This window comes from Bradyrhizobium sp. UFLA05-108, assembly GCF_059803455.1.
On the sequence record NZ_JBANAZ010000040.1, the window covers coordinates 1 to 22,760 of the forward strand.

The window sequence follows — 22,760 nt, forward strand, 5'->3', positions numbered from 1 at the left end:
GGCCACTTCTACATCCATAATGGCGACGATTCAGCCTTCGTTTGCGAACGCGGCTGAGTTCTTCAACAGCCTGCTAGGGCTGACTCAAGACGAGCTCGCCGAACGCTGCGGCTTGTGATTGAGGCCATCTTCCCGATCGGTAAATTTCAAAGACCAAAAGCCTAAATATTCCCGATCGGTAATACCGGCCGAGCGGGAAAAAGGCTCTACCTTCTGGTCGAGCGCTACGATCGTCTCAAGACGTCGGAAGGCCAGATCGTACGCGTGCACCAAGAGGATTTCTGTCAATTGCTTGGGTACTTCCCAAGCTCAAAATACGAATTTACCTCTCCTTCCGTCAGGAGCGGTCCGGGTCTCAAGGCGTTGTTCGACGGTGCCGCTCGTTTCATTCAGCCAGGTGCCAGACTGGCGCTTATGGATGCCGTCATCTACAACATCTTGATCTGCAACGTCGACGCTCACGCCAAGAACTATTCTATCCTGATAGGTGCGAGTGGGTCGGCGAAACTCGCGCCGCTCTATAACTTATGTGCGGCGAAGTCTATCCTAAGATCACGAAGCGGCTGGCGCAGGCCCTCAACGGTCGAAGGGAAGGTATCCACGTTCACGGCTCCGATTGGCAGCAACTGGCAAGACAGGTATCGCTGAGCCCAGCTCGAACCCTCAAACGAGTCGAAGAACTTTGCGAACTGGTCAACGCGAATGCCGACGCGGCAAAAGATGCAATCGCATTATCGCCTGTAGGGTCGCACCAAATGCTCGATCGGATCGCGTTCGAAGTGAAGAAACGGGTCAAGCGAATTCGCAACCAACTATCGAAACTCGATCAATCTCTTCCAGATGGACATGAAGAAGTAACGGCCGATAACTAATGAAGCCCGGTCGTCCTCAGACGTTTTGGTGCTAGGTCTCAAAATGCCGGCGCTCCCGCTTCCCACCTTGGAAGTTGTCCAATAGAATCAAGCCAGGAACTTGGACTGCACGCTTTAAGTATTAGTCCTTTTTCACAAACGGCCGATGATCGCAGCCTCAGGCCGATTGCGAAAGTCGCCCAGGTTGCTTGATGCGACAAATCAAAGCCGATCGTAGAAAGCTGACATTGTTTTGGTAACCTTTTCGGATGGATTGGCGCGAAGATTGGAGACGAAATGTTCGGCTCTCCAATCAAAGTTTAGCTATGCTTGCGATGTCGTGTGGCCTCATGCGATGCGGGACGCCTCCTGTAACATGATCTCGCGCATCCAGATGCTTGCCTGATCATTGTTGTGAAGCGCCGGCCATTGCACGGCTTCGGTGAAGGCTGGAAGCGGCAGTGGAAGATCAACGATCCGCAGCCGCATCGTCGCCCCGAAATGTCGCGCCAGCCGTGAATGCATGGTCGCGATCCGTTCGGTGCCCAGCAGCAGCGGAGGGATCATGCTGAAGCTCGGCACCGAAACCTCGATACGCCGCTTGTGATCATGCTCGAGCAGGAGCCATGCCTCGATCGAAGGCTTGAGCGTTCGTCCGAACTGCGCCGCAACGTGTCCCATCGACATGTATCGCTCGACGGTGAGCTTGCGTGAAAGCTGCTTGTTCGTGTGACAGCCAACGCACACCAGCGTCTCGTCAAACAGCTTTGCCTTGGGGTGCACGTCTGACATGTACATTTCTGGAAAGATCAGGAAATCAACCTCGCCGCGCTGAAGTGGCTCGTCCGGTTGGTCGTCAAACGGAATCAGCTCGAACGTGATGCCGGGGGCCTCGCGCGCAACACGCGCGATCACCGTCCGAAAGAACAACAACGTCATGAAATCAGACAGAATGATCCGGAAGCGGCGGTTCGATTTGGCCGGGTCGAACGTATCACCCTCGGTCACGGAAAGCTGGATGTGCAGCAACGCTTCGCGGGTCGGCGCAGCCAGCGTTTCGGCAAGCGGCGTCGGAACCAGTTCGCGGCCGCGCATCGTGAAGAGATCATCGCGGAAATAGGCACGCAATCTGGCGACCGCCGCGCTCATCGCCGGTTGGCTCAAATGGATGCTTCGCGCCGCCGCAGTGAGGCTGCGCTCGGTCATCAGCGCGTTGAGCGCGACAAGGAGGTTCAGGTCGAGACCTTTGAAGCGCATGATGAGGCATCCACGCTATAGATACGGCTTATAAACACAATCGATTGTACCCATGCCTCACGGTATCACAAGCTGCAAAAAATACGGGGAGGACATTCATGGCTCAGACCGACTTCGATGTGGCCGTTATCGGCTATGGACCGACGGGCCTGACCGCGGCATCGCTCCTGGGGCAGCTCGGCCACCGCGTCCTGGTCGTCGAACGATGGCCGTCTCTTTATGGTCTTCCGCGATTGACGCATATCGATGGAGAGACCGCGAGGCTGCTCGGCTTCGCATGCGACATCGAGGAGGCGCTCAGGGATTCATCGCCGATCGAATCCTACATTTTCTATAATGCAAAAGGAAAGCGGCTGGTCGATGTCGTCGACATCCCCAGCCTGCCGATGGGATTTCCGGCGCATATCTCGATTCATCAACCCGATATCGAGGCGGCGATCGACCGGTGCGCAGCTTGCCGAACGTCAAGGTACGCCAGGGGGTGAAGCTCACCGGCTTGAAAATATCAGCCGGAAACGTCGAACTCTCGCTAAAAGCAGGCGACGTCGCGGAAACCGCGCTACGTCTTTGCAGTCGATGGCGCCAAGAGCTTCGTCAGGTCCGCGCTCGGGATCGAACGCGGCGATTCCGGCTTCAACGAGCGCTGGCTCAATATCGACGGGGAGCGCACGCGGCCGCTTCCTCCAAGCTTCGAGGAAACAAAGCAGTATTGCGATCCGGCACGAGGCCACATGTTCCTGCCGATCGGCACAAATCGTCAGCGGTTTGAATTTGCGCTGCTGCCGGACGAGGACACCGACGAGATGGAGCGCGCGGAGAGCGCCTGGAGAATCTTGAAGCAATATCACGATGTCGGCCCGGACGACCCTCGGATCATCAGGCAGATCGTCGACACCTTCGAATGCCGGATGGCGCGAAGCTGGCGCCGCGGGCCGGTGTTTTTGGGAGGTGACGCCGCACATACCATGCCGCCCTATCTCGGGCAGGGCGCTTGCTCCGGTATCAGGGACGCCGCGAATTTTGCCTGGAAACTCGATCTCGTGCTCCGGAACGTCGCATCACCGGAAATCCTTGAGAGCTACGAGCCCGAGCGCCGTCCGCATGTCGCGCACATCATGCGTACGGCGGTGATGTTGGGGAAAATCGCCAATACACATAGCCGCACGGTCGCGTTCTTCCGTGACCTGGCTTTCCGGTTCAACCTGGTCCCGCCGCCGCCGCCATTTCCTTCCCTCTCCGCCGGCATCATTCAGGATGACCGTCGCGGCGCCTGGGGAAAGGCGGTGGGCTCGATACCGCCACAGGGGCGAGTCAGGATCGGCGATCGAGTTGCAAGGCTCGACGACCTCGTCGGTTACAGTTTCGCGCTGATTGCTGAACGCAATCCAGCGGCTATTCTTGGCCCATCGCGCATGGGCTTTCTTAGGAGTCTCGGCTGCCGCGCATTGACGCTCGCCGACGATGCCGGCGCCGGCGTCGAACGCTTGCTCGATATCGATGGAACCTATTCGTCCTATCTCGCCGAAAAGAACACTGCCGCGATGATCATCCGTCCGGACACCAATCTGTTTGGCTTTGCCGCCGGGCTGAAGGACGTCACCGACCTTGTAGAAAATCTCCAGCAGAAACTATCGTGGCGCACGGCGGCATTGGCAGCGTGAACATGACTATATCCGAACAACAGGCCAAAGAAATCGAGGCCCTGTGCCGAGCGATGTCGCTCACGCGAATGGTCGACTATGGCATGACGCTCCAGAAGGCACAGCTCGCACATCAACGGGTGCGCGAGGGGAGGCCCTGGGACCTCGTGCTTGAAGAGATGGCGCACGAGGAGCAACGCCTTGCTGAGGCCGCCAGTGATGTAGCGCTTGCCCGCGAAGGCTGGCACGCCGCTGCTGTGAGTCTGATCTTTGCTCAAATGGCCTTCAATGCGGATGGCGAGCGAAAGCGGGAGCTCTATCGCCGGATGACCAAGTGCTTCGCGCGCTTTGCTGCGCTGTCGCATTATCCGGCGACGAAGGTAGAAGGGCCATACCGGCACGGGATGCTGTTTGGATGGCATTTTCAAGCGGTTGAGGAGCGAACCCCTGCAAGCGTGATTGTGTTCGGGGGTATGAGCGGCTGGTCCACGGCCTATCGGTCGATGGCCGAAGCGCTCTGTCTGCAAGGAATCGACTGTTTCCTGGTAGATGGTCCAGGGCAGGGCGAGAGCAGGCTTGAGGGAGGCATCCTCGCCGATGACGACGTCGCAAGCGGCTTGAGCCGCTTCGTCGATCTTGCCCTAATGCGCGCGCCTGGTCAGAGGATCGGGCTGTGGGGCAACAGCTATGGCGGGCTCCTCGCGGCATTAACTGCCATCCGCGACAGCCGTGTGCACGCCTGCTGTATCAATGGTGCTCCGTTGCGCACGGAGGTGCCGCCGTTCCGCACCGCGCAAGAACAGCTCGCCGCGATGTTCGGCTGCCACGATCCGGATTTGCTGGCCGAGCGTGTTTCCGCGCTTATCTTCGACGGCCGCCGCACTCCTATCCCCTGTGCGACGCTGGTGCTTGAGGGCGGCGCCGATGCCCTGGTCAAGCCGGGATCTCAGAGTGCGTTTCTCGAAGGCAACGCCGATCCCCGATCGCGCCTCAAGTCCTGGCCAGACGGCGAGCACACGATCTACAACTATCGGGACGAGCGAAACACGCTGGTAGCGGACTGGTTTAGCGGGGTGCTCAGATCGTAGCCGCAGGCCGCTGGATCGGGACACGCGCCGGGCCAAGCCAGTCGAGCGTCGGGACCACGAACGGCTCGGCCAACGATGTGACGAAAGTTCTGGTCCTGCTCGGCGATATCGACGCCGGCTATTCTGCCGGCTTTGGAGGCGAGGCCTTTGTCACGTACCCGAATGCAGTCAGGGCAGGGCGGCAATGCGTTTCGGGCCGTGGCAGAAAGCGGCAGTCGTCTTCCAAGCTGAATACGAGGGTTCGATTCCCTTCACCCGCTCCAAAGCTCTTTCCCTATTGAAAACAGGCGCTTACGTCCTCGTTGTGGACGAGTTTTGTCGCTCCTTCTCGATTTTCAGACACCCACCGTACAACCAAGCATCTATCCTTCGTCCCTGTTATCGAGTCCTTCTCGCAGGGATGGCGGGCTCAGCGGCATTCGAATCCTTGGGCGCGCCATCAGCTATCCCGCACAAAGTGGCTTAAGAGCCGATATGATCGTGGCGGCCGCCCACAAGTACTCGACAAGGTCCATCTAGCATGTGGGAAAGCATACGGAGCCGCTGCACGTTACGCCGGACCGATTTCATTGCATTCACCACATTCGTGGTCGGGCTGGGGACGCTCATGCATCAGTGGGATTGCAACGTCGGGGCAGGGTCCCGAGGTTAATGGTGATCTGCGCAGACCCATTCGCTTGACGACAGTGATCGTGCACAGCCTAGACTGTCCCTCGACAGGGTTGTAGAAATGGAGCCGTACACTTAATTTATTTAGGGATGCCTTAATCTCGCCGATCGGATCGGCTCGATTTGGGCGAGCAGTCATAGGTTCAATCTGGACCAAAACAGCGAGCTAATTTTGTCATGTCGACATCGACCGAGCCGCAAATTCTCGAATTTGCAGCAGCGGTCGAAAGGCTCGCTTTGCTCCAGGATCCCTGCGCAACCGACGTCCTGGCGGTGCTGACCTTGCGCGAAAATCTCGCGCGAGTCTTAAGTCAAGCTGTGCTCGACGCGCCCCAGTTAGAAAGCCTTTGCCTGGCAGACGCAAGCCTGCGGGCACTTTTCGAGACAAAGAGGCTCGGCAAATTTACCGACGAGGCGAGCCAGTGGCGCGCCTCGGTCGGCGCAAGCCCGCTTCAATGGTGGTGGAACCTTGATGAAAGCATTCTCAGCGGCCACGTCAAAGCGACGTGGTATTGGATAGCGATCGCCGGAATCGTTCTGACGATTTCTGTCGGTTTAATGACTGAAGCGGCCTCGCGATTTCTGAAGGATGGCCCGGACTTGTTCGGCGCGTTAAGCGTAATCGTCCAAGCCCTACTTGCTTTGCTGTCAGCAAGCGCCCTAACGGAAAGCGGTCGGCTCCGTATTTCTAGACTCTTCGATGACCTGAAACTGCCGCTGGTCGGGCAAGCCGCTCTCACGGTCAGTGTCACGGTAGCTACGCTGCTTGTGGCCATCGCCCTTTATGCGTCGTTGCCGTGGTGGGCACGCCTTTACAACGATCACGGGGACGCGCGACACAGGGCCGGATCGCTCCTGGAAGCGTCGGACGCATTCAAGCGAGCCATAGCTCTGCAGCCGGACTACGCGCAAGCGCATTACAATCTCGCGACAGTATACGAAGACCTTCTTCAAATCGATAAAGCGATAGGTGAATACCGGTCCGCGGTCGCGTTGGATCCGGGCTTTCGCCGGGCCCATAATAACTTGGCTCACGTCATCCTGATCGAAGGCAAGTATCCGGGTGTAGCGTTAAGCGTGCTCGATAAACTGATTTCTCGATTCGAGATCCCTGCCTCGCCGGACGATGAACGGTATTCCGCCTACAAGAATCGGGCTTGGGCCAAAATTCTTCTGAATGAGCCGGCTGCGGCAGAGGCGGATGTCCGCAAAGCCCTGAATGTCAAGGCGAACGGGGCGTCTGCTTACTGCTTGCTGGCCAAGATCACGGAAGGTTCGGCAATAACGGACGACGCCAAGGCGCAGAACCGATCCAATTGGGAGGCCTGCTTAAAGTATGCCAGCGAGGATCCGTCTATCGAAGCTGCCTGGCTGGTCGAAGCAAGGCGCAAAGTTCAACTCAAGTAGCTCGCCTCGATCAAATCTTGCAGCCGTGGGGCTGCTTGCGGCTCGACGACGTGATTGTCGCGTCGTTTTCTTCTTCCTGGGGCTTCTGTGGGCCGGCTCAACCGTTGCTCAGCCGACGGTGCCCGCATGTCAGATCGACAAGGTTTTGCCGCCGGCGAAGAAAGGGCTTTCGGACGAAGCGCATCTCAAAGAGCAGCAAATCTCCGAGACGGCCGTGCAGGATCCCGAGGGCGCACTGCGTCGCTATCAGGAGCTGCTTCCAAAATTCAAAAAGGCAGGAGATAAGGAAGGTGAGGCGCAAACCATCAGCAATATCGGCGTTCTGCTTCGCCGATTGGGAAGATATTCGGAATCTCTGTCGAGGCATCGCGAAGCCCTTGCTCTCCGCAGGGTCAATGGTGAATGCCGCTCCCTGTCGCAATCGCTGAATAATATCGCGGTGACGTTGGGAGTCCTGGGTCGCGAAGGCGAAGCGCTGAATGCGCTGCATGACGCGCTCGCGATAAGACAAAACGTTCAGGACCGTGCTGGTCAAGCCAGGACGCTCGTAAACATTGCGCTTGCCTACAGGCGCATGGGGAAATTCGAAGACGCATTTAAGGCAATCTACGACGCATTCGATCTTCAAGTCGAAGAAGCGGAGGGTGGGCTGCGGAATACTCTCGGTCTTCTCTATAAGGACGTTGCGCGCAACGATGATGCGTTGTCCGAATTCCGGCGCGCAGAGAGGTTTCACCTCGAGAGCAACGATCTTCTCGGCGCTCGAGCCGCGGCACTCAATATCGGGCAGACTTTGCACGGTGCAGGCGATTCCGAAGGCGCGCTCGAGGCCTTCGAGCGAATGCTGAGCTATTCGAGGCAGCCAAGGGACAAAGCTACCGCTCTAATGAATTTAGCCCTTGCGAAGGCAAGTTCGGGTCGAATTGACGAGGCGCTGGCCGATGGGCAGCAGGCATTGGCATTGGCATTGGCGAACGGCGACTTCGATCAAACCAACGTGGCTAGTCTGCTGGGCGACTACGGACTTATCTTGCGGCGCAAAGGTGACCTCTCTAAAGCGCTTGACTATTTCGAGCGTAGCCTTGCGACCACGCAACGGGCGCCGGAGGCTGGAATTAGTCCGACGGCGCGTGTCAGCGAAGCGACCGCATTGCAAGCAATAGGCATGTTGCTCGAGCAGAAAGGTATGATGGAAGAGGCGCTCGACCACTATCGCCGAGCGATCCGAGTTCGTGAAGGCATGCGCTCGAGCGTTGGAGTTGATGAGCTGCGAGCCGGCTTCGCCGAGCAAATCTCGGACCTCTACGGGCGGATCACTTTGTTGCTTGTGAAATTAGGCCGTCGCGAAGAGGCGTTCTCATACTCGGAGAGAGGTCGTGCGCGAACGTTCATAGAGTCGATGTCCCAGCAGAGGCTTGTCTTGGCCGACCAGCAGACCTCCGAGCTGGCGCGGCAGCAACAGGAATTGGCCGGAGAGCTGACGGCCCTCGAGCGCGATATCGACTCTGCTCGGCAAAGCCTTAGTGAGGGCAGGTCAGCCATGTTGGCCGCGCTGGGAAGCCAACTGGATCGGAAGCGAGCCCAGTACGAGACCCTGACGACACGATTGAAGTTGAAGGGGGGGCCGCAAACCGCGCTTCTCGATCTCGATCCCGTGCTGCTTGATCAAATTCAGCGTGGGCTCACCCCGGAAACAAGTTTAGTCTCCTATGTGACAACCTCGGATGCGACGATTGTCTTCGTCATCAAGAGCTCCTCCTTTGACGCTCTGATCTTGCCAGTTTCAAGATCGAAGATTGCAGACGCCGTCGAATGGTTTCGTGAATTTGCACAGACGGATGACTCTGCTCGATCGGATGGTGGCCTTGCAGAGCTGTACGTCCTGCTCATCAAGCCTATCGAGCCGATGCTTGCCAGCCTCGTGGGCATCGTTCCTCACGGACCTCTGCACTATTTGCCGTTCTCAGCGCTCACGGATGGCCAGAAGTTCTTGGGTGAAAAGCGAAAGCTGTTCTATCTTCCAAGCGTGGATTTCATGCGCTTCATGCCGCCAGCCTCAGCGTCGGCTCATCCGAACGTCACAGTGTTCGCGCACAGCCGGGCTGGTATGCCGTTGCTTGTGTACGCCAAACGAGAAGCAGAGGGCGTGGGCAGTGCCTATGGCGTCCTTCCGTTGACCGACCAGAGTGCTAGCGAGACGGCGCTTCGCAAAGCGGGTCCGGGCAGCACAGTGATTCATATCGCGGCCCATGGACAGCTGAACTCGAAACGGCCGGGATTCTCACGAATCCTTCTGGCAAGCGATCCAGAAAACGATGGAAATCTGAACGTTTACGAGCTCTATGGGCTGGACCTTAGTCGTGTCGGATTGGTGGTCCTGAGCGCGTGCGAAACGCAACTGGGTCGTCAGAGCTCTGGCGACGAGCTCATAGGCCTTAATCGCGCGTTTCTTCTGGCGAAAGCGAGAGCGATTGTCGCAAGCCTTTGGAGCGTCGACGACGAAGCGAGTGCTCTCCTGATGGAGACGTTTCACGGCGGTCTGGTCAAAGGGAATTCGATGGCAGAAGCTCTCCGGGAGGCGCAAGACGTTGTGCGGAAGAGATATCCGCATCCATATTATTGGGCTGGCTTCATCTTGAACGGAAATCCCGGGCAGGGATTGAAGCTCCCCATTAAAGGCTCAATCGCAAGGGCCGAGTAGCACTTTGATGATACTGAGGCATCCGGATGGAGAGAGTTGATGAGGTGCGCTTCAGATTCGATGACTAAGAGGGCGATCGACCTGTTTTGTTTATGTCTCTTCGGGTTCTCTGCCCTTCCGTCACATGCACAGCAGGCGGCTACCCCTCGGTCGCTCAACTATCTGATCGCCACGGAGGGCAATATTTCTCTGAAGAGAGCGGGGTGGAATAAACCGATCCGAGCTTTCTTCGGCGCGAGAATTGCGTCGGGTGACGAGCTCTTTACGGATAGCAAAGTCGCTACTGCGGTTGTCGTCTGCGCGGATCTCTCTTTGCATACTGTTAGCGACTTTCCTTCAGGGAGTCCCTGCGGAGCGGTTTTGCCCGATCTCATTTACAAGGAAAGTCGGGTGGCTCCGGCCCGAAACGCCGGAGCGGGTTCAATCCTGGTTCTGTCCCCGCGCAGCACATCAATCCTGAATGCGCAACCGGCGATAAGGTGGACTCCGCTGGCCGGAATCGCAGACTATAGCGTCGTGGTGCGAGGTCCTGGCGGATGGCGATGGCAGACGGACGTGCGCGGGAAGACCGAATTGATCTACCCAAAGACGGCCGCGCCGCTCTCTCCTAATGTCACGTACAAAGTCTCAGTTAACGGCGGCGGTCGTAGCTCGGATGAAGAGACGACCCCCAACCTCGGATTTGTGCTCATTTCGCCGAACGAAGCAGAAAAGGTGCGCGCTTCCGAGAGCAAAATTCGTGCGTTGAAGCTGCCGAGCGAGTCGACTCAATTGCTGCTTGCTGCTTTGTATTCGGGTAAGGATCTAAAAGCCGAAGCGATCGGGTTACTCGGTGAGGCGCCTGGCGCGAATGAGCCCGCGCTTTTACTCGCATTGGCAGACTTGCTGGTCGCCGTCAAACGAGCAAGCGAGGCGATTGAGCTTTACAAGAGGGTAGCTGATGTGGCCGTTAGCCGGGGAGATTTGGAGAGCGAAGCTATCGCTAACGATCAATTGGCGAAACTCTATGGAACGGCGCTTGGCAACGCCAAGTTGGGATTGACTCATCTCGATCGCGCAATCGCGATCTATCAATCGTTGGGTGACGAACAGCGGCTCAAAGACCTGATTGAGAAAAGAGCGGAATTGCAGAAGGGATAGCGGCAAGTGCATGAGCCGTCGTTGTCTGCTCCGTGCACGGCGGCGGAGGCCGAGGGCGCGCTCTCCCCAATCCACCTAATGTTTCCGCAGTCGTCCAAAGTGACCGTATTGCGGTCGTGCCAGGTTAAGAGCTTGAAAAGGCCTAAGAGAAGGGGGCGGGAACTGTCGGACCAATTGATCTAACCTTTATGACGTCTCCTTCGGCCGGCTATCGCCGCAAAACCCGGCCAAGGCGGATCGGCACGTAGTTTTCAATATAGGCCAAAACTCCTGGAGACGGGTGGGTGGAGGAACGACTGCGCCCGGGTTGACGGACGTTGCTTCGACTCCGATCGCGCCATCCAGGCCCCGAAAGATAAAGTCGGGGATCGCAAGGTTCCGGCGCAGGTGCGTAACCGAGCTCTGCAAAGGTCGCAAACCGATATAGTTCCCACAGTCGCGCGTCGAATGCCGTCGTCTGGAATTGCTCGACAAAATTGCCATCCATGTCCTCGTAGAATCGCATCATAGCTTCGATGATCTCGCGGGCCGGCGAATAGCGCGCCTCTGAACGCAGGATACGGAAGCCTGGGTTTAGTCCCTCCAGTGGAACGCTAGGTGTGAGGAAATCCAAGGCCGCGCCCGGCGCGTCACCCTCGAAAAAGGCCTCGTCCGGCTCACCATTATGAAGTTCCATTTCTTCCAGAAGGTCGCGCCGCGTTTCCGGGGATGTCCCGGGTTCTGTTGAATTTCTGAAGAGGTCGGCGTTGCCCACCTTGAGCCGGTAGGCTCGGGGTGCTGATTCCACAAAGGAGAGCAACGCCATGACGAGAGATATCACACCGGCTGGTTCGCCGGCGACCGGGGCTGTGGACGAAGCGTTTGCAGAAGTGCGGGCGAGCTTCGATCGGTTCTGCCTTGCGGCAGGGATCGAGGCGCTCGGCACGATGATGGAGGCGGATGTCACGGCGGCCTGCGGGCCGCGCCACGGTCGCGACGCGGCGCGGCGGGCGCACCGTTGGGGCCGAACGTGGGGACGGATCGGCTTCCACGGCGGCAAGATCGAGGTCGAGCGCCCGCGGGTCCGGGGCGTGGACGGCCGCGAGGTCACGATCCCGAGCTGGGAAACGGCAGCGCAGGAGGACTGGCTCGGTCGCTGGGCGATGAACCTGATGCTGATCAATGTGTCGACGCGCCGGTTCGGCCGCGCTGTCCGGCTGCCCGAGGGTGACGTGCCGGCACCGCTGGCGGACTTCATGGCTACCGATCTGTCCGCGCTCGACCTTCTGGTGGTCCAAATCGACGGGCTGCATCTCGGCGACGATCTCGTGCTGGTCGCCGCGATCGGGGTTGACGGCGATGGCAAAAAGCATCCGCTGGCGCTAGTGGAAGGGGCGACCGAGAACGCCGCAACGGTTCAGGCCCTGCTGGACAACCTGATCTCGCGCGGGCTCGACCCGACGGTGCCAAGACTGTTCATCGTCGACGGCGCGAAAGCGTTGTCGAAGGCGATCCGCCGCACCTTCGGTTCGGCCGCCGCGATCCAGCGCTGCCAGATCCACAAGGCGCGCAACATCATGGAACGCCTGCCGAAAGAGCACCATGCTGCCACCCGTCGGGTGCTACGCCAGGCCTGGGAGCTCGATGACGCCGACAAGGCTGAAAAATTGATCCGCAATCTCGCGCGCCGACTCGACCAGCAATGGCCCGGCGTAGCGGCCAGCATCCTCGAAGGCCTCGACGAGATCCTGACTGTCGTCCGGTTGAAGCTGCCGAAGGAGCTTCGTCGATCACTCGCCTGTACCAACATCGCCGAGAACATGATGGGCACCATTCGCCGCGTCACGCGCAACGTCAAACGCTGGCGAGATGCCGCTATGGCCTTGGGATGGGTGGCGGCCGGCATGATCGAGGCCAACAAGGGCTTCCGACGATTGAAGGCGCATAAGCAATTGTCGGTTCTGCGTGCGGCCCTTCAAGCTCACCACGCTCGCATGACGATCAAGCCCGTTGCCCACGTCACGAGGGCCGCGTAACATTCGTTCCGGCAACGTCGGCCCGACGTAGTTCAACAGCGATCGGGACATCTCCGCGTTTCCTCGATGGAATGCAAGGAGCTGTTCGCATCTATTGCGCGAAAGCGAAGCCGTTCATCACGACCTAGAAAGATCCAGCCCCAGTCGTCATCTTCGAGGTCTCGCACGACGATTCCGATGATCCGTTCATCGCCGGTGGCGTACCATTCCGCTTCTTCGAAAACGGTAACCGTCGCTGGATTGCGCGCATAGCCTGCGAGCGCGTTGAAGCGGCGGGAGGAGAGCTCCTTGATTTCGACAAGGATCCTTAGCATGTGCTTGACCTTGTCGATCAGATCATCCCGCGAACGCAAGGGGTGTGCTCTAGAGTTCGCACACGTCCAATTTTGTTGAGCCCTAGACCTCTGAGCGTGCGCCGCTGGCACGCTGGCCGTCGGATCGGACTACCCGTCTGCACGACCTTGATTAGGCCTTGGGCCATGCCATGCCTCTTGTATGCTATGGAGCTGACAAAGCGGGACGGTCACGCAAATATAGCGAGAGCCCTTCGAACGGCAAACCAGCCACGTCGTGAAGACCGATGCTCTGTAGAACGGGCCGCATCGTTTTACTTCCCGGCAACTTCCTCGTTCGGGCGCGAGCGGCCGAGAGTACCATTCCGGAAAAGTCGCGCCATTTCCGCGGCGTTGTCCAACTTGATCTGGCGGAGCGCGTTTTCCAACCTGTTCTTGCGACTGCGATCAATCCATCGGCGATTGACCGCCTTAGGTGAATCTGGCAATCGTAGACGCTCGCCGCGATGTCTTTCTGCATGGCGCAATCGTCGCCGGTTACTTCATTGAATTCGATCATTTCTGACGGTTTGCGGTAAACTCGCACCCCCTCCGGGTCTTGGCGAAAGAGGGCGCCCAGCCGATCGCTTCCTTCGAGGGTCAAAGCGGCCGTGCGGGAATCGAAGGCGTTGGTATGGCCCACGAAGCCTCCCTGAAAAATTGGATCCAAGGACGGCAACTTGATGGGTTGGTAAAGCCAGACCACGGGCTTGTACAATTTAAGCCTGGTCACGGGACTGCTGACTGCCGTTGGGTACTTGAAGTCCTGCAGCATCAGGCGCCCGTCGTCCGGTCCTCCGATCTGTAGCGTCATGGTGTCAGGGAACGGAAGCCCGCACCCTTTCGAGCAAAAGAAGTCGGCCGAGACGTTCAAGAGCGGCGTGTCGTTGGCCCGAAGTCCAAAGCAGCTCGGCATTTCGTTAAAGATCAAGCTGTCGGCGCCGAAGAGATTAATGCCCTTGCTCTGGCCATCGAATGCATAGACCGCCAGCATGCGATCCTTCTTCCCGATGCGCGTGTCCCGATCAGGTCATCCAACGGCATCGCCGTCGGAAAGTAATCGGCGGGCTGCCGCGTGAGGATATCGCGATGCGTGAAGTTGGGTATACCCGGTTCGTTGTCTCCGGCAAATACGCCAACATCGAGCTCGCATGCCAGTCGTCGGACAGCGAATACCATGGTATCGAGCATATGGAGATCCTGCGTACCGGTCACATAACCATAGATGGCATAACGGTTGTCGGCGTTTCCATTGTCGCGTAGGTGAGCCATGAACTCCTCAGCGGTCCTCTCCCGCCAGAGAACGAGGTCGAGCTGACCTGGCCTGGCAAGCCGGTCGGGCAACAAATCGCCGGCGAAGGCCTTCACGTCTTGGTGCAGGCGAACCACATTGTGGCTGTAACCTCTTGTGCCATGACCATTCACAAGCAGCGCGGCCTTGTAATATTTTTCAAGCGCGTGCACCGCCAGCCAAAGAAAGTCGGTGTTGAGGCCGTTGTTGGCACACCAACGCACCGTTACGTAATTTTGGTCCGCCGTTCGCACAAAGAGCTCACGAGCGAGATTGTTCTTCGAGGATACGAGGCTCACTGACTTGGCTCCTTTGTGGTTTTGGGTAAGCGACGGCCGTATCATCGGTGGGCTGAACGCGCCATCCCATTGAAATATTGGACAGAAACTTGTCGTCGTCATTCGGATCGGATGATGTGGACCGTCTGACGAGTTTGCTATCAAGCTACAATTACCGTTGTTTTCATCAGGTCCCAGACCTGGCGCTGCGATTACCCTTCGTTCGAACTCGCGCCGCGTTTAGGATGCCAATGGACCCCGCTTTCACTTCCATCCTCCGGCGAGACCAGCATGTGGCCGGGCAGTGGCCAGCGCGTTCGATGGTGCCGATCTTGTAGGGCACCATCGTCTCGGTAATCGTCCACGTCTCGTTCTCTCGGTTGCTTCGGGAACAAAATAATTTGCGTAGACCCACCTGAGTCGTGAGGTAGCAGGCGTAAATGTTCTGGCTTGCATCGTGTTGAAGAAGTGGCGAGTGAAATCAACCTCGGAGCCCGCCGCGGTTTCAATGCCGACGTGGATCCCCCCAGGACGATCGCTTGGAAGCTGCCGCATTGCGTTCGCGATGGTGCTGCGGAAGTGACGCGCCTTTTGACGCACAGCGGCTTCGGATTCGATGACCCAGCTGACCACGCTGCCTGGTAGACAGCGTCGGCATATGTGGGCCTGAGGCCGCCATGCTGTGATCGGCCGTATGAATGTATCGTCCGGCCAGGAGTTCGATCATCCGACTTCCATCGAAATAGGCGTAGTCTTTGGCGAGAATTCGCCGGAGCAGCGTCCAGTCGATGGGGCGCACTCGTCCGGTCGCCACCTCATCCTTCCAGGGCGTCAGCGATCGCCGTTCAATAGCCGATCTCACATGTCGCAAGAGATAGTCGTCCTCGACCTCGTCCAGTTCGACTTGATACTTCACCTCGACAATGAGGGATTCGCCAAGCTCCAGCCACAGCTGATGGACGGGCTGCGCGAGTACTGTGCCCCGAGACTTCTCGCGCGCGGCATAGGTTGAGGGCACCAGGCGCTTGCACTCTGCCGCCCAACGGATTCCTGTCCGGAAGACATAAATGTCAGGAGTTTGTCCGGCATCCAGGCGATGGTCCGACTACGCAGCTGACGCCAGTTGCTTAAGAACCGCCTCCAGACGTGGGCTTGCCTCTCCAGTCGCAGCCTTCACTGCTCGATAGGTCGTCACAAGGTCCGACTTGGAAACACCGTGTATCGCGGCAAATTTCAAAATAAGCTCGGGTCGAACGTCCGTAAAGAACGTCGCTATATGGACATGCCATGACCCGGTGCCGCTCAACGCAAGGTGCTTTGCGAGTTGAGCCGCCGATATGACTTTCTTGTAAGGTGCATTGGTAGTGCTTAGAACCAACTCGTCCACCTCTCGGTCAGAAATCGATTGTCGCACCGAATGGCCCACTTCTTTGGACGCTTTTATCTTGAGCACGTCTTCGAGCTTGCATCGGCGATGCTTACCCTCGTAGCGGAAGGGAAGCTCTCCGGCCTCCATCTTACGGACCACCATGGGGCGCGAAATGCCCAAAATCTTACCCGCGTCCGCTGGCGAGAGCTCTCTGTCGATCGGAACTATGGCAACTCCAGAATGCTTCAAGGTCAGCTCGGTAAGCTGGCGCAGCAGTTTGAGCATCACGCCGTCGACCTTCAGATCAGCGGATTGCTTGCGAGCAAATTTGCCAAGCTGCCGCGCCACGACCTCAGCGTCTCGTCGAGCCGCCTGGCCAATCCTTTCGACTTTCGTTTGTGCAGGCGCCATAGCGAGCCTCCATTCGCTCAACTGAAATAACTGAAAATGGTTCGTTTTTCAACCTGTACTCGATCTTTTGATCGGCGCCTCATTGTCTCTGTAAGTCATTGTTATATCAACGCAATATCTGGTGAAGGGTCTCCGTTGGCCGGCTCGGCGGGATAGTTGTTGCGGCGATGAACTGTCGTCCGCGTCCGATGGTCGTTGGCCAGGCACGGTGATCTCTAGCCCGAAGCTCGCATGAAGGCGGAGACCATGCGAGGGGCTCGCTGCCGATCCCGAAATTACGGACCCGATCCCCTGCGATAGCGGCCTAGGGAACGGGCGATCGTGGAAAGCCGCCGGCGCGCTGCGCGTCGGCAGCACGACGTGACAAAATAAGCGCGCAGCAGTCCAGAACCAAGTCTGAGCATGCCAGATGATCGCGGGAAACTTAGCCCAAGGTCTATCGAGCAGAAAGACGGCGCATGGCGTTCAACTATGCTCATTATCGCCATGGTTGCATGATATAGACTTGCACCGGTTGGCTGGGAACCAGATTGATGAAGAGTATTCGCAATGCCACCATGGTAGGAACGTTCGTAGCAGTCGTCGCCGCACAAGTCACTTGGGAGTTTGCAAATACCTATCTCGCTTGCACCCTTGCGCTTGTCGCTTCATTCAGTGCTGGCTTTTGCGTCGAGCGCGTTTTCATCAAATGGGCGCATCGCAAGATGACTTGCCTTCACGGCGCAGACTGGGGTGCTTAGACAACGGTCCTACTGGCGTCGCCGCTCATCCGATGGAGCCGCCACAGCGAAGGTGAGTGAATGATGGTTGATTGTATCGGCGCGAGGTCGATCAAAGTCGAGGTTCTTGACCCAGACGTGCTCGATTGCCCAGTCTGTTGTGGTCGTCCATTTCTCGTCCAGAACGACGCCGGCACTTGGCGCCTTCACTGCGAGGCGTGCGAGCCGTACGGAATGATAGTCGCGACCAGACCGTGCAGTTCGCCACATAAGGCGATAGAAATCTGGAACCGTGACAGTTCGACACCAGCGACAGATTCAGAACTCGCCGAAAAGGCCGAGCTGCGCGACATCTTCGGCTCGGGACCTTGTCTAGAACTAAATCTCGAAGCGCAACGCGAGCCGTCTATGGACTTCTTTTGTGAGCTGAGGAAAGGGTCGCCTCTTCATAACGTTCGGAACAACGGTACCGAGTCGTTCAGCATTATGCCCATCGACAAGAGCGTGGACGCAGCAGGCCGATTTCAACGTGTCGCTCTATTTGCGATCGCATACGCTAATGACGAATACAGGGTGATGCCCCACAAGGATACAAGCTTCGGTGTAAGAATGTACGACGTGGTCGTGATCCAGAGAGTTTCATCCTAAGAGCCGCCACTCGTGAAACAGATAGCCAGAGTGAAGCATGCCTAGGAATGGGTCTCGGCGATGGAGCAAGGAAGAGGACAAACGTCTGCTCGAACTCGCCTCAAACAATGAGGTACCGAAACGGATTTCCATCCTTCTCGAGAGAAGCGAAAACGCTGTCGCTCGGCGGCTCAAGCAGTTACGGCCGAAGCTCCCAAAATCCTAGCCACCCTCCTGAATTGATGTCGCAAAGCCCGGGGTCGAAGTCCCGCGCTGAATAGCATTATCCAGAGAATCTCCAAGCCTCGGCGGCAAGCCACAGTCAGGGGAGCAAACTGCCTGCCCGATGGCCCTTCTGTAGCCGAAGCCCACAACCAAGCCGACGGCGAAACCCATTCCGGTGAGGGCCCAAAGTTCCTGGCCGTCCATCGACGAATCGGCAACCGCCACGCGCCGCGCAGCCGAAAGAGTTTCGTGCCTCAGCACAAGCGCCGTATCCCGCTGTCGTACAAAGAGAGAAACTCAAGAGTCCGTGCCAACTGCGCAGAAAGGCTCTGGAAATACCTTTCTGTATTTTTTCGACGGCTTGATTGCTAACGAGCTGGCTCGGCGGCCAAATTATGCTCGACAAACGTCGCGATGCGGCCGTGCCGCCGCTGTGGGCTCCGGCGCGCGCATGGGATGCTGTCGCGCCCTCGGCGATGCAGACGGGCTTCAGTTGGAAAGTTCGGCGAGAACCGCTGGAGCATTGACGAACGCGAACGCATTAAGGAATTGGCGTCCCCAGAGGAAATTGAGGTCGACCTCCGTAAGCGATGCGGCTTCGCATACCTCGTTCCAGGATCTCTTGATTGTCTTGATTTGGCGAGCGATCAGTTCGACGGCATCATTCTTGTTGAGCAGAAACAGGGGAGCCGCTTCAAGGCAAACGGAAATTTGGCTCGTGCGGTGATTGCCAACAATAAGCATCGCCTGCGTTGTTTCTCCGACCGTCCTGATTTGTGGACAGATGTCGTAGGCAGGCGTCAGCATAAGATCTTTTCCGTTACAGAACGCCGCGTGATTGCGGGCATAATCGTCCGTGTTGCCGCAAAGGATGTTGAACACCATCCGGCCGTACAACTCACGTAGCGTCTCCTTGGGCGAAGTGAACAGGTGGCGGATGATGGTGGCAAGATCTTCATAGCTTGCGTAGCGCCCCATCATTTCGTCGAGCCCAAGCAGGGTCAGTGCTGACACCATGGCGCGGCGCTCCCACCCGCCATTGGCCTGTTGCCGATCAAAGCGTTCGATCAGCAGCACATCTTTGCCACCGGCGCGCTCAAGGCTGACGGAAGCCGCGGCAAGCCCCGCTTTGGTGGCCAGTCGCATGGCTACGAACTCGGCTTTCACGACATTGTAAAGGTCGTTCTGCGAGGAGAACTTGGCGATGTACTTCGTGCTATCTGAGGTGATCACTGTCTTGGGCCGGGCGCCACCGATCGAGCTTCCATGTATGAGCGCGCGATCGAGGTCCTGCGTCAGCGGCTCTCCTTTTTCGACGATTGCCGTTGCGGCCTGAAGCTCTTCGAGCGAGGCCGCTGAGGCTTCCCGCGGGACGTACTTTTCGGGGGAGGACTGAAAATCGAGGGCTCCAATGCGGTCCGAGCCTGATTCGAGCAGATAGGTAAGTTCGTCGATCTCCGCTGCATTAATCTCCTTGTCGCTCTTCCCGAATTTGCGATTGATGATGACGCGGCGTCCCCACGCATCAGGGGCGGCGTCGCGGATGCAATACGGCATCATCAGCCCCGGCGTCAGCGGAATCGTGCCGCGGCGTAAAGACAATTCCGGATCGTAGAGTGCAATCGCGTTGTTGCGCGCGAGATAGCTTTGCCCGTAGTTGAAGAGGAACTGATTGCCCGAGGCGAACAAGCGGCCGGCTACGACCGGCGCCGTCTCACCGGGCAGCCACACCCACACATAGGCTTCAATCGGCTTCTTGTCAGAAGTTGTCATCGGGTTTCACGCGCGGTGTGTGGACGGCTTTCGGCATCAGCGTCATGACGGCTGTATTCGACGCGAGAGCGCTGGTCAGGGCGCGTTCATCGGCAGCAAACAGCGGCACGCCAACGATAGCGGCGGCTTCGAAGACGGCGCCCAGCGTGCAGCCGAGATCTCCGTTCTCGATTCGCCGCAGGAGTCCACGCGAAAGGACGGCGGTCAGCGAGTTCTTCGGTCGTCATCTTCCGGTCGATGCGCGCCTTACGGATGAGCTGACCTAAAAGAACCGCGGCCTCCTTCGCGTAGCGAGAATAAGGTCTCGTTTTCTTCGACATTGCTGATCCATTAATAGGCCACATCGGCCCAACTGGACCATTTATAGCGCAAATTCGGGTGGTGCCGATGCGTTTGGCTAGCGTTGAGGCGCTTGCGCCGGTCATGGACAAGAGCGCCGATGCTGGTTTTTTTGGGAGACCGCATGAGCCCAAATTTAGCCGAACGCATCGTATTAGGTGCAAAGACGCGGGATGTTTTGGACTCATTGTAGCGATCGAAGCGCCGAAAAAGGCCTTCAGTGGAATCAAATCCGATGCGTGGCGTCGCTGTGAGCGGCATCCGGTTCATCCGCTCTGCAACTCATGAACGACCTTGTCGATGTTGTCCGAAGTCCCGCCTTCGTGATGGCTTTTCCGACGCCAGCTCCGAATTCTTTGCCTCCGAACTGTAGGTTCAACCTCGCTGATCTCAACGCGCGGCGCTCGGCGGCTCCAAAAGCAAACGACCGCGCTAGACGCCTCCGTGGTCCGCAGGAGCATGGCTCGCTCGCAGTCGGCGACGGACATCGTTCGTCCGCTATCCTCCCACAGTGTTCGATGGCGATCACCCATGAAAAAGCGTTCTGTGGGCATGAAGGTCTCAAGGTGCGAAGTCGCGAGGCGTCCGCCTGTCATCATGAGACATGGCATCAGTTGACGTCCAGCCACGCCGGTACGAAGGCATCGCGCGCCTCGTCGCGCTCCCAGAGGTCTCTTTTGTTTGCGACAGCTAGTCACACTATTTGAATGCTCCTTGTGACTTCAGTGTTTGGGTTGTTGAGCAGTAGGCGGATCTCGGCAGCCAGCAAAAAAGACCGTTCCAGCGTGCAGACGAAATCGAAAGCACTCGTGTTGCCTCGAGGGGCGGCATGGCGAGGATTTTAGAAGAGTTTATGGGACGATAAGAAAGACTGAGCCTGACTGTTGAAAAACAGCTGAAAACCTTTCGACGAATAAGACCGACGTCGGCTGAGGATCGTGAGCTTTGCGACAAGTTTGTACGCATTCATTCAGTGATCGTTCCCATTCGCGCAATAGAAATCGCGTCTGATGAAAAATTACAAAAATTGATTATCTTAAGTGCAGGAAAAATAGTTCGTCTTCGACTCGCGCCGTCGAGAGTTCTTTGAGACGATGGATCATGCAACGGTGCCAGCCAGGGACGCTCATGATGCGCAACAACAACGTCGACGGGGTGAGTGATTTGACCAAACCCACGGCTTGTCGATGCTTTTGTGCGAACGTGTGTTGGTGCGGCTGAAATGCACATGCTCGGACCGTGTCAGAGACGACTGTAGCGCTTCTGAATCAATAGCTTAAACGACGACGAACAGCACGTGAGCCGCGCCGGTCTCGACGGGTGCGACGGCGCGATGCTGCCTGCCTGAGATCGTCGCTCTTCTTCACGCAAAGCTTAATTCTTGAGGGACAAACAGGATGACTGTGAGCAACAATCCGATCAAATTCGCTTACTGGGTGCCAAACGTATCCGGTGGCCTCGTGATTTCTTCGATTGAACAGCGCACCAGCTGGGATATCGATTACAATCGCAAGCTTGCCCAGATCGCCGAGAAGTCTGGCTTCGACTATGCTTTAAGTCAGATCAGATTCACTGCAGGTTATGGCGCCGACAAGCAGCACGAGTCCGTCAGCTTCTCTCACGCGCTCCTTGCCGCGACCGAAAAACTCAAGGTGATCGCCGCTCTCCTTCCCGGGCCTTGGAATCCGGCGCTGGCCGCAAAGCAGATTGCGACGATCAACCAGCTCACCAATGCACGCGTTGCGGTCAATATCGTCTCGGGCTGGTTCCGCGGCGAATTCCATGCAATCGGCGAGCCTTGGCTGGACCATGACGAGCGATACCGCCGCTCGGAGGAATTCATCAACGCGCTGCGCGGGATCTGGACCGAGGAAAATTTCACGCTCAAGGGCGATTTCTATCGATTCAACGACTATTCGCTCAAGCCAAAGCCGCTCGACCCGCTGCCAGAGATCTTTCAGGGCGGCTCCTCGCGGGCAGCCCGCGACATGGCTGCCCGTGTGTCCGACTGGTACTTCACCAATGGCAATACGCCGGACGGCCTGAAGGCCCAGGTCGAGGACATCAGGACCAAGGAAAAGGCTTTTGGCAAGAGCTGGCGCACCAAGATCGGAATCAATGCCTTCGGTATCGTCCGGCAAACAGAAGACGAAGCTAAGGGGGTCTTGCAGGAGATCATCGATAAGGCGATCCCCGATGCGGTTCGTGGATTCCACCACGAGGTCCAGAATGCAGGCAATGCCAGCCCCGAGCGCGAGGGCAATTGGGCCAAATCCACCTTCCAGGACCTCGTTCAATACAATGATGGCTTCCGCTCGAATTTGATCGGAACGCCGCAACAGGTCGCCGAACGCATTATCGAGCTCAAGGGCGCTGGTGCCGATCTCATTCTGCTCGGTTTCCTCCATTTCCAGGAAGAGGTCGAATATTTCGGCAAGCATGTGATCCCGCTCGTTCGAAAGCTCGAGGCAAGCGCGCCCGTGCAGGCGCAGGCTGCCGAATAATCGAGTTTGTTGGGGGAGGGGGCCAAGTGGCGGGGATTGCGACAGGAGGGGCTGCGCTTTGTCTGGAGGATGGTTCTTCCGACAAACATGTCGGTCACGCGAGGCGAAAGCGCGGCGAGCCGAT

18 protein-coding genes and 2 pseudogenes are annotated in these 22,760 nt (G+C 57.7%); 11 read left to right on the forward strand and 9 right to left on the reverse strand.

Features of this window, described 5'->3' with window-relative positions:
- Positions 1–255: 255 nt before the first annotated feature.
- Together SO140_RS26650 and SO140_RS26655 are read left to right on the forward strand one after the other, a co-directional pair.
- Positions 256–486, forward strand: a pseudogene (locus SO140_RS26650) (HipA domain-containing protein); the annotation flags it as partial.
- A gap of 41 nt (positions 487–527) precedes the next feature.
- On the forward strand, positions 528–872 hold the full coding sequence (locus SO140_RS26655) for a hypothetical protein (RefSeq protein ID WP_498543397.1): 345 nt from the start codon (positions 528–530) through the stop codon (positions 870–872).
- Between the two features lie 327 nt (positions 873–1,199).
- Here SO140_RS26655 and SO140_RS26660 read toward each other — a convergent pair whose 3' ends face one another.
- Positions 1,200–2,108 carry a LysR family transcriptional regulator gene (locus tag SO140_RS26660; protein ID WP_498543398.1) on the reverse strand — a complete coding sequence of 303 codons (909 nt, stop codon included), beginning with the start codon at positions 2,106–2,108 and terminating at the stop codon, positions 1,200–1,202.
- Between the two features lie 98 nt (positions 2,109–2,206).
- Between SO140_RS26660 and SO140_RS26665 the strand changes: the two genes are divergently transcribed.
- The 7 genes and pseudogenes from SO140_RS26665 to SO140_RS26695 all read left to right on the forward strand — a co-directional run bounded on the left by SO140_RS26665 (position 2,207) and on the right by SO140_RS26695 (position 10,753).
- Positions 2,207–2,593 carry an FAD-dependent monooxygenase gene (locus tag SO140_RS26665; RefSeq protein ID WP_498543399.1) on the forward strand — a complete coding sequence of 129 codons (387 nt, stop codon included), beginning with the start codon at positions 2,207–2,209 and terminating at the stop codon, positions 2,591–2,593.
- A gap of 81 nt (positions 2,594–2,674) precedes the next feature.
- A pseudogene (locus tag SO140_RS26670) lies at positions 2,675–3,220 on the forward strand (FAD-dependent monooxygenase); the annotation flags it as partial.
- A gap of 18 nt (positions 3,221–3,238) precedes the next feature.
- Complete coding sequence (locus SO140_RS26675) at positions 3,239–3,769, forward strand: hypothetical protein (protein ID WP_498543432.1); 531 nt, start codon at positions 3,239–3,241, stop codon at positions 3,767–3,769.
- Positions 3,742–4,836, forward strand: a complete 1,095-nt coding sequence (locus tag SO140_RS26680; protein WP_498543400.1) for an alpha/beta hydrolase — start codon at positions 3,742–3,744, stop codon at positions 4,834–4,836. Before SO140_RS26675 ends, SO140_RS26680 begins: the two co-directional genes overlap by 28 nt.
- Before the next feature lie 846 nt (positions 4,837–5,682).
- Positions 5,683–6,912: a tetratricopeptide repeat protein gene (locus tag SO140_RS26685; RefSeq protein ID WP_498543401.1), complete on the forward strand. Its 1,230-nt coding sequence runs from the start codon at positions 5,683–5,685 to the stop codon at positions 6,910–6,912.
- Between the two features lie 25 nt (positions 6,913–6,937).
- A complete protein-coding gene (locus SO140_RS26690; RefSeq protein ID WP_498543402.1) occupies positions 6,938–9,613 on the forward strand; it encodes a CHAT domain-containing protein in 2,676 nt (891 codons plus the stop codon).
- Between the two features lie 555 nt (positions 9,614–10,168).
- On the forward strand, positions 10,169–10,753 hold the full coding sequence (locus tag SO140_RS26695; RefSeq protein ID WP_498543403.1) for a hypothetical protein: 585 nt from the start codon (positions 10,169–10,171) through the stop codon (positions 10,751–10,753).
- 208 nt (positions 10,754–10,961) lie between these two features.
- On the opposite strand, the gene SO140_RS26700 is transcribed toward SO140_RS26695, so the two are convergent.
- A complete protein-coding gene (locus SO140_RS26700) occupies positions 10,962–11,558 on the reverse strand; it encodes a hypothetical protein (RefSeq protein WP_498543404.1) in 597 nt (198 codons plus the stop codon).
- On the opposite strand from SO140_RS26700, the gene SO140_RS26705 reads away from it, so the two are divergent.
- A complete protein-coding gene (locus SO140_RS26705) occupies positions 11,557–12,768 on the forward strand; it encodes an IS256 family transposase (RefSeq protein ID WP_498543405.1) in 1,212 nt (403 codons plus the stop codon). The two genes, SO140_RS26700 and SO140_RS26705, sit on opposite strands and share 2 nt — an antisense overlap.
- A 32-nt stretch (positions 12,769–12,800) precedes the next feature.
- On the opposite strand, the gene SO140_RS26710 is transcribed toward SO140_RS26705, so the two are convergent.
- The 7 genes from SO140_RS26710 to SO140_RS26740 form a co-directional block, all read right to left on the reverse strand.
- Complete coding sequence (locus SO140_RS26710; protein ID WP_498543406.1) at positions 12,801–13,121, reverse strand: hypothetical protein; 321 nt, start codon at positions 13,119–13,121, stop codon at positions 12,801–12,803.
- Positions 13,100–13,249, reverse strand: coding sequence for a 50S ribosomal protein L30 (rpmD, locus tag SO140_RS26715; RefSeq protein ID WP_498543407.1), 150 nt, complete (start codon positions 13,247–13,249; stop codon positions 13,100–13,102). Before rpmD ends, SO140_RS26710 begins: the two co-directional genes overlap by 22 nt.
- Positions 13,250–13,266: 17 nt before the next feature.
- The gene (locus tag SO140_RS26720) at positions 13,267–14,094 is read right to left on the reverse strand and encodes a hypothetical protein (protein WP_498543408.1); all 828 of its coding nucleotides are present in this window, start codon (positions 14,092–14,094) and stop codon (positions 13,267–13,269) included.
- Positions 14,028–14,690, reverse strand: a complete 663-nt coding sequence (locus SO140_RS26725) for a hypothetical protein (RefSeq protein WP_498543409.1) — start codon at positions 14,688–14,690, stop codon at positions 14,028–14,030. The genes SO140_RS26720 and SO140_RS26725 overlap by 67 nt, the downstream gene beginning before the upstream one ends.
- Positions 14,691–15,174: 484 nt before the next feature.
- Entirely contained in the window at positions 15,175–15,687 is a 513-nt protein-coding gene (locus SO140_RS26730) for a hypothetical protein (protein WP_498543410.1), read from the reverse strand.
- Positions 15,688–15,774: 87 nt separating this feature from the next.
- Positions 15,775–16,449: a MerR family transcriptional regulator gene (locus tag SO140_RS26735; protein ID WP_498543411.1), complete on the reverse strand. Its 675-nt coding sequence runs from the start codon at positions 16,447–16,449 to the stop codon at positions 15,775–15,777.
- A 2,060-nt stretch (positions 16,450–18,509) separates the two neighbouring features.
- Positions 18,510–19,793: a type II toxin-antitoxin system HipA family toxin gene (locus SO140_RS26740; protein WP_498543412.1), complete on the reverse strand. Its 1,284-nt coding sequence runs from the start codon at positions 19,791–19,793 to the stop codon at positions 18,510–18,512.
- A gap of 1,736 nt (positions 19,794–21,529) precedes the next feature.
- On the opposite strand from SO140_RS26740, the gene sfnG reads away from it, so the two are divergent.
- Positions 21,530–22,636: a dimethylsulfone monooxygenase SfnG gene (gene sfnG / locus SO140_RS26745; RefSeq protein ID WP_498543413.1), complete on the forward strand. Its 1,107-nt coding sequence runs from the start codon at positions 21,530–21,532 to the stop codon at positions 22,634–22,636.
- The last annotated feature ends 124 nt before the right edge of the window (positions 22,637–22,760 follow it).